Annotated in this window: 6 protein-coding genes (1 of these 6 running past the window's edge); all 6 read right to left on the bottom strand. The window is 55.3% G+C overall.

Annotated elements, in window-relative coordinates; translation table 11 throughout:
* Window positions 1-824, bottom strand: the 5' portion of a protein-coding gene (locus AC0VXT_RS14320) for an L-serine ammonia-lyase (RefSeq protein WP_475545963.1). Its footprint begins 520 nt before the window's first position; 824 of the gene's 1,344 nt are visible here — the first part of the coding sequence; its start codon is at window positions 822-824; the stop codon falls past the left edge of the window.
* A 74-nt stretch (window positions 825-898) separates the two neighbouring features.
* The gene (gene glyA, locus AC0VXT_RS14315; RefSeq protein ID WP_475545962.1) at window positions 899-2,167 is read right to left on the bottom strand and encodes a serine hydroxymethyltransferase; all 1,269 of its coding nucleotides are present in this window, start codon (window positions 2,165-2,167) and stop codon (window positions 899-901) included.
* A gap of 53 nt (window positions 2,168-2,220) precedes the next feature.
* Window positions 2,221-2,772 (bottom strand): sarcosine oxidase subunit gamma, encoded by a 552-nt coding sequence (locus AC0VXT_RS14310; RefSeq protein ID WP_475545961.1) that lies wholly within the window; start codon window positions 2,770-2,772, stop codon window positions 2,221-2,223.
* Window positions 2,773-2,815: 43 nt separating this feature from the next.
* On the bottom strand, window positions 2,816-5,809 hold the full coding sequence (locus tag AC0VXT_RS14305; protein WP_475545960.1) for a sarcosine oxidase subunit alpha: 2,994 nt from the start codon (window positions 5,807-5,809) through the stop codon (window positions 2,816-2,818).
* Window positions 5,806-6,126, bottom strand: coding sequence for a sarcosine oxidase subunit delta (locus AC0VXT_RS14300; RefSeq protein ID WP_475545959.1), 321 nt, complete (start codon window positions 6,124-6,126; stop codon window positions 5,806-5,808). The genes AC0VXT_RS14305 and AC0VXT_RS14300 overlap by 4 nt, the downstream gene beginning before the upstream one ends.
* 11 nt (window positions 6,127-6,137) lie before the next feature.
* Window positions 6,138-7,391, bottom strand: a complete 1,254-nt coding sequence (locus AC0VXT_RS14295) for a sarcosine oxidase subunit beta family protein (RefSeq protein ID WP_022733385.1) — start codon at window positions 7,389-7,391, stop codon at window positions 6,138-6,140.
* Window positions 7,392-7,510: the final 119 nt, after the last annotated feature.

The raw sequence follows: 7,510 nt of genomic DNA, 5'->3' as shown, positions 1-7,510 counted from the left end.
ACCACCCGACCGCCAGCGGCATTTTCCTCGTTTACCGCTATGGCATAGACACTGAGCCAGTCATTGGACACATGTGGTTGCGCCATATTGTTCCCGCGTTCATCACACAGTGCTGCGTGGATCGCCTTTGCACGCCGGTTGACCTTAAGCCCGCCGGGCAGAACACCATCAAGATGCAGACCACGATTGATACAATCATTCATCGCCTGCCAGATGGTGTTGAGTTTTTCATCAAGGGCATTGCCATGAATAACGCGCTCATTGGCACGTTTCATTTCGGCAATGGTTTTTCTTGAGGCCTGTCCCATGGCCAGCATCTCTTTGGCCGAGCCAAACGGGTAGGGGAAATCATGCGACTGTTTTTTCGCATTTAGCGACTGCGCAGCCCCTTCGCGTTCGGCAAGAAGCTCCGCCTCACTCATGACAAAGCCGCCACCGACTGAATAATAGGTTTCGCGATGGCAAAGCTGGTCGTCGTCGTCAAACGCGCTGAAGGTCAATGCATTGGCATGTAGTTCAAGCGGCGGGCCATAGTCAAAAATGAGGTCTTTGGTTGGGTCGAACCTGAGGGGGCCAATGCCTGAGGGTGAGATGGTTTTTGTCTCATGGACCTCGGCTTCAAGCTTTGCGGCCTGATCGGGATCGAGTGTATCGGGCAAAAGGCCAATCAGTCCAAGTACGACAGCACGATCCGTTGCGTGACCTTTGCCTGTAAAGGCCAATGATCCGTGCAGGGAGACAGATACAGATGCCAGTCGGTTCGTTCCGGAGCCACATAATGCAGGGTCTCTTAGGTCGTCAAGAAACCGGGAAGCTGCCGTCATCGGCCCCATCGTATGAGACGATGACGGGCCGATGCCGATCTTGAAAATGTCAAAAACTGACAAAAACACCTGAATTACTGACCGTAAATCGGATGGGCAGCACACAATTCGTGGACTTCAGCCAAAACCGCGGCTTCGACTGTGGCATCACCTTCGGGATTGTCTGAAAGAGCTTCGATCACTTTGAGGACCAGTTCGCCAACTTTGCGGAATTCGGCTTCGCCAAAGCCACGCGTGGTGCCGGCCGACGTGCCAAGGCGAATGCCCGATGTTACAAACGGTTTTTCGGGATCAAACGGAATGGCGTTCTTGTTACAAGTCAGGCCCGCACGTTCGAGAGCGGCTTCGGCCACTTTGCCGGTCACCCCTTTGGGGCGTAGATCGACCAGCACCATGTGACAATCGGTTCCGCCCGAGACAATGCCAAGGCCGCCTTCAATCAGAACATTAGACAGAGCACGGGCGTTTGCGATCACCTGTGCGGCATATTCTTTGAAGCTTGGCTGCAAGGCTTCGCCGAATGCAACCGCCTTGGCGGCAATCACATGCATGAGCGGACCACCCTGGTTGCCCGGGAAGACAGCTGAGTTGAACTTCTTTGCAAGGGCTTCGTCATTGGTCAGAATGATACCACCGCGGGGGCCACGAAGGGTTTTATGGGTGGTTGAGGTCGTAACATGTGCATGCGGCACTGGGTTCGGGTAATGCCCGGCACAGATCAGACCAGCATAATGGGCCATATCGACCATAAGATAGGCGCCAACCTCATCGGCAATTTCGCGGAAAGCTTTGAAATCGATTTTGCGCGGATAGGCCGATGCCCCGGCGATGATGAGTTTTGGTTTGGTTTCAAGTGCGACCCGACGCACATCTTCCATATTGATCAGATGGGTGTCTTCGCGGACTTCATAGGAAACAACATCAAACCACTTGCCAGATATCGTAACGTGCGACCCATGAGTGAGATGACCACCATGCGCAAGTGACATGCCCATGATCCGGTCGCCGGGTTCCAGCAAGGCCAGGAAAACGGCCTGATTGGCCTGTGCGCCGGAATGGGGCTGCACATTGGCAAATTCGGCACCAAAAAGCTGCTTGATCCGATCAATAGCGATACGTTCAACTTCATCGACATGCTCACATCCGCCATAGTAGCGGCGGCCCGGATAGCCTTCGGCATATTTGTTGGTCAGAACCGATCCTTGGGCGGCAAGAACGTCTTTGGAGACGATATTCTCCGACGCAATCAATTCGATCTGATTTTGCTGACGCGAGAGTTCATGATTGATGGCGTCGGCAATGACGGTATCGGCAATGGTCGAAAGAACGTTTTGATCAGTCATGGATCTGTCCCATTTCAAGGTTCGGCGATGAAGGACGATGCCCGAAAGGGCGCTTATTCTGCGGCGAGTTCGGCGCAGCCCGTTTCAAGAAGCGAAATGACGTGCGGTGCAAATGATCGCCAAAGGTCAAGGCGATATTCGTCGGCACCATCGCGCCAAAGTACGGCTGAGACGCCATCAAAAATCGTACGGCGCGCTTCCCCGACCGGCAGAAGGTCAAGATCGCGCGGGCAGCCGATTGTCATCAGATCGGTGGCCTTTGCCCCGGTGATCTGAATGGCGATTTCACGGTCTGAAACTTCCGTCAGGCTGTGTGGTGCTTTGGCGTAGATTACTTCGCAGGCATCGGTGATTTTTACTACCTGATCTTCAGGTGCCAGAATGCTCCATTCGTCAGGGCCAAGGCACAGAACTTCGAGTTTGTTTTTACGTGCGCACTGGCCGATTTTAGTCGGAAGGGCAACGCCCAGCGCCTTGGAAAGAGCAGCCTGTTCGCCGGTGCCCGCACGCAGGGAAAAGCGCGCGACGAGTGGCAGAAGTTCAACGCTGACAGCGGAACTTTTGGCCAGTGTCCGGGCCATATTTAGATCGACATGTGCAGTCATTGCAGTCTTCTCCGTTCATATGACGGTATTCAAAGTGACAAGGTTACAGCTTCAGACGGGCACCTTCGGGGTCATAAAACGTCGTACCCGTGATCGTTGCCTTGATGGTTCGGTCGGGCATCGGGATATAGACCGTATCGCCAGTTTTTCCGTGGCCGCCTTCAACCAATGCAAGTGCTATGGGCCTGCCGACTGCATCGCTGTGATAGGACGATGTCACGTGACCCACCATTTTCATCGGGATGGGCTGGTTCGGATCAAGTACGATCTGAGCACCTTCTTCGAGTTTGGAAACGCCGTCTTCCGTCAGAAGGCCCACCAGTTGTTTGCGACCTTCGGCTGTCAGGTCAGGCCGGTTAAGCGCACGCATCCCGACAAAGTCGGGTTTGTTTTTGCCAATCGCCCATCCGGCACCCGCGTCATACGGCGTTACGGTGCCGTCTGTATCCTGACCGACGATGATGAAGCCCTTTTCAGCACGCAGAACATGCATGGTTTCCGTACCGTATAGGCAGATGTCATATTGCTGACCTGCATCGAACAGTTTTTCCCAAAGTGCACGGCCATGACGGGCCGGGACGTTGATTTCAAAACCAAGTTCGCCGGTAAAGCTGACGCGAAACAGGCGGGCCGGGAAACCGGCAAAGGTGCATTCGGCAATCGACATGTGCGGGAATGCGGCATCGGAAATATCAAGCCCTTCGACAAAGGGTTCAATCAGGTTGCGCGCATTCGGTCCATTAAGTGCAATAGTCGACCATTGTTCGGTGGTCGAGGTCAGCCAGACTTTAAGGTCCGGCCATTCGGTCTGGAGGTAATCCTCCATCATATTGAGAACACGCGCCGCACCACCGGTGGTCGTTGTGATGTGGAAGCGGTCATCGCTGAGGCGTCCGATCACGCCGTCATCGCGGATAAAGCCATCATCGCCCAGCAAAAGACCATAGCGGGTCCGACCCGGTGCCAATTTGGTCCATGGATTGGTGTACATGCGGTTCATGAATTCAACCGCATCGGGGCCAACGACCTCGATCTTACCAAGGGTGGATGCGTCAAACATGCCAAGGGATTTGCGCGTTTCGCGGCATTCGCGGCGCACAGCGCTGTCCATGTCTTCGCCGTCTTTGGGGAAGTACCACGCACGACGCCACAGGCTGACTGGTTCAAACACCGCACCGTTTTCTTCGGCCCAGCTATCAATCGGCGTTTTGCGGGTAACTTCGAAATGTTCCCCCTTGTGATAGCCGGCAAAGGCGCCAAAACTGGTTGGGGTGTAAGGTGGCCGGAAGGTGGTCAGACCGACTTCGGGCTGCTTTTTGCCAAGGGCATCGGCGGCAATGTTCAGGCCGTTGATGTTTGACATCTTGCCCTGATCGGTTGCCATGCCGTTTGTCGTGTAGCGTTTGACGTGTTCAATTGATCGCATGCCTTCGCGGACTGCAAGGCGCAGATCCTTGGCGGTCACGTCGTTCTGATAATCGACAAAGGCACGCGCCTTGCCCGGATCAAGGTCGGTCGGCAATTCGGTGTGGCTTTCGCCCGTGCCGGGACGGTCATTTGCCACCGTTACTGTTTGGGCCGTTACCGATTTTCCAAGCGCCTTGGCCGCAGCAGCGCCCATGACAGCACCATCATTAAGCGCGGACGCAATGCCCCAAAGGCCGCGACCGGCACCTGCAATCTGGCATTCCTCGGTGATGCGGTCTGGCAGGAAGGTCTGACTTTCGTCATCCCATTTGAGCGACCCCTTGGTGTGGGAAAATAGGTGGAGTGTCGGCGTCCAGCCACCGCAGATCAGCAGGCTGTCACAACTGATGTTCCGAGCAGAGAGAACCTTGCCATTTTCAACCTTGTTCACACGAACCGACTTGATCCGCAGTCGTCCAGATGTCCCGGTCGCAGTATGTCCGGGAAGGACCGTGATGCCGCGCGCGGCAGCTTCTTTGATCAGGTCCGCGTTTGGTGTCGGGCGGGTGTCAACGATGGCTTCTATCTGTGTACCTGCCGATGCAAGATCAAAGGCCGCATACCATGCACTGTCGTGACTGGTGACAATCACGGCCTTATTGCCAACGCGCACGCCATACCGGTTCAGATAGGTCTGTGCGGATCCGGCCAGCATGACGCCCGGTCGATCATTGCCATCAAACACCAGCGGTTTTTCAAGCGCACCTTGGGCCAGAATGACCTGCTTGGCGCGCACACGCCACATGCGTTCACGCGGGGCGCCTTCGGCGGGTTTTTCTTGATGATCGGTCAGCTTTTGACACAGGCCGATCATGTTTTGATGGTAATAGCCAATTGCGGTCGTGCGGGTCATGATCCGAACGCCAAGATCGCTCAGCGCATCAAGTTCCGCGCTGAGCCAATCCCATGCGGGTTTTCCATCAACTTGTGCCTGCGGTTCGCTCAAAAGCGTGCCACCCGGTTCGGAATTTTCATCAACAAGGGTGACGCGCAATCCAGCCGTTGCCGCCGCACGTGCAGATGCAAGACCTGCTGGACCCGCCCCAATGATCAGGACATCGGTATGCAGATAGCGTGATGCATAATTGTCCGGGTCGGGTTCGCTTGGCGAGACGCCAAGACCAGCCGCCGCACGAATGAAAGGTTCGTAATATTTGTCCCAGAAGGAACGCGGCCACATAAAGGTTTTATAGTAAAAACCAGCAGAAAACAGCATATAGGCACGGTCATTGATCGCACCGACGTCGAACTTCAGGCTGGGGTATTTGTTCTGGCTGTTGGCTTCAAGACCGTTCCAGATTTCCTGCACGGTAGCGCGCGTGTTCGGTTCGAACCGACCCTTGCCACGGCGGGTGCCGATCAGGGCATTTGGTTCTTCGGAGCCTGCTGCCATCGGGCCGCGTGGACGGTGGTATTTAAACGAACGCCCCATCAGCTGAACGCCATTGGCAATCAGGGCGGAGGCAACAGTATCGCCTTCAAGGCCCTGATAGGTCATGCCATCAAAAGTAAAAGAAACCGGTCGGTTGTGAAGGACCCGGCCACGGCCCGGAACGCGGAAGGTGGTCATTTTGAAGGCTCCTTCGTTGACGCATCTGCAAGCAGGACGGCAAGGTCCGGTCGTGGGGCGTCGGCTTTGTAGGTCGTCAGAAAACGATCCGAGACGGTATCGCGCACAGCGTTAAAGAACCGGCCACAGCCATGGGCATGACGCCAGCGTTCAAAATGCGGGCCTTTGACGTTGGTGCGAATGAACAGGAAATCGCGCCATTCATCATCGGTTTTATCCGCCGGATTTTCCGGCCGGGCGATATGGGCCTCGCCGCCATAGGTAAATTCCAGTTCCGGCAGTGTTTCATCGCAATAAGGGCAATGTACGAGAAGCATGTTCGTTCTCCTCAGTGTGCGACGGCGGCAGCAGCCGCCTCGTCAATCAGACGGCCAGTCCGGAACCGGTCCAGGGTGAAGGGGGCATTGATGTCGTGCGGGGTGCCTTTGGCAATCGTCCATGCAAGGGTATGGGCAGCACCCGGTGTGGCCTTAAAGCCACCCGTGCCCCAGCCGCAGTTGACATACAATCCGGGCACTGGCGTTGTGCCAAGGATCGGGGAACGATCCGGCGTTACATCAACAATGCCGCCCCATTTGCGCAGCATCCGCATACGATTAAAGATCGGGAAAATTTCGCAGATCGCCGCAACCGTATGCTCGATCAACGGCAGGCCACCACGTTGCGAATAACTGGTGTATTGGTCTGTGCCAGACCCAATCACAAGCTCGCCCTTGTCAGACTGACTGATATAGGCGTGCACGGTGTTGGACATGACAACACACGGGAAAATCGGTTTGATCGGCTCGGATACCAGTGCCTGGAGCGGATAGCTTTCAAGCGGCATGCGGACACCGGCGGAATCCATCACAACGCTGGTGTGACCGGCTGCTGATACCGCGACTTTTTTCGCACGGATAAAGCCCTTGGCGGTTTCAACGCCCTCAACCGAACCATCGGGGCCACGGCGGATCGCGGTGACCGGGCAGTTTTGAATGATATCAACACCACGTTGGGACGCGCTACGCGCATAGCCCCAGGCAACCGCATCATGACGTGCGGTTCCGGCACGCATCTGAAGGGCACCGCCCATGACGGGGTAGCGTGCGTTCGGCGAAATGTTCAGCGGAGGACAGAATTCTTTGGCTTCTTGCGGTGTCAGCCAGCGGTTATCAACACCGTTAAGGCGGTTCGAATGAATGTGACGCTGGAACGATTGCACATCATGAACATTGTGCGCCAGCATCAAAACACCACGGCGCGAGAACATGACGTTATAGTTCAGGTCCTGGCTAAGCCCTTCCCACAGATCAACTGCGTGGTCATAAAGCTTTGCACTTTCATCATAGAGATAGTTCGACCGGATGATCGTGGTGTTGCGCCCTGTGTTGCCGCCACCAAGCCAACCCTTGTCGATCACCGCAACATTGGTGATGCCATGTTCCTTGGCCAGATAGTGCGCGGCACCAAGTCCATGGCCGCCGGCACCAACGATGACGACGTCATATTCTGACTTGGGTTGACTGTCGGGCCATTGCGCCTGCCAGTTCTTTTGTCCTGTCAGGGCATTCTTTAGCAGCGACAAAGCAGAAAAATGCGTCATGGTGAGGCGGCTCCACTGGGTGTCATCAATTTTACTAATTAGAAGCTATTTTTCGAAATCGTGATTGGATATTTGCGTCATATTCGTTGTAAGTATTTGCCATATTTCGCGGAGAAAAC

It is taken from the genome of Thalassospira sp. Z349TD_5 (genome assembly GCF_056173045.1).
The sequence above is the reverse complement of the archived record's forward strand: the minus strand, read 5'-3'. Positions and strand labels throughout refer to the sequence as shown.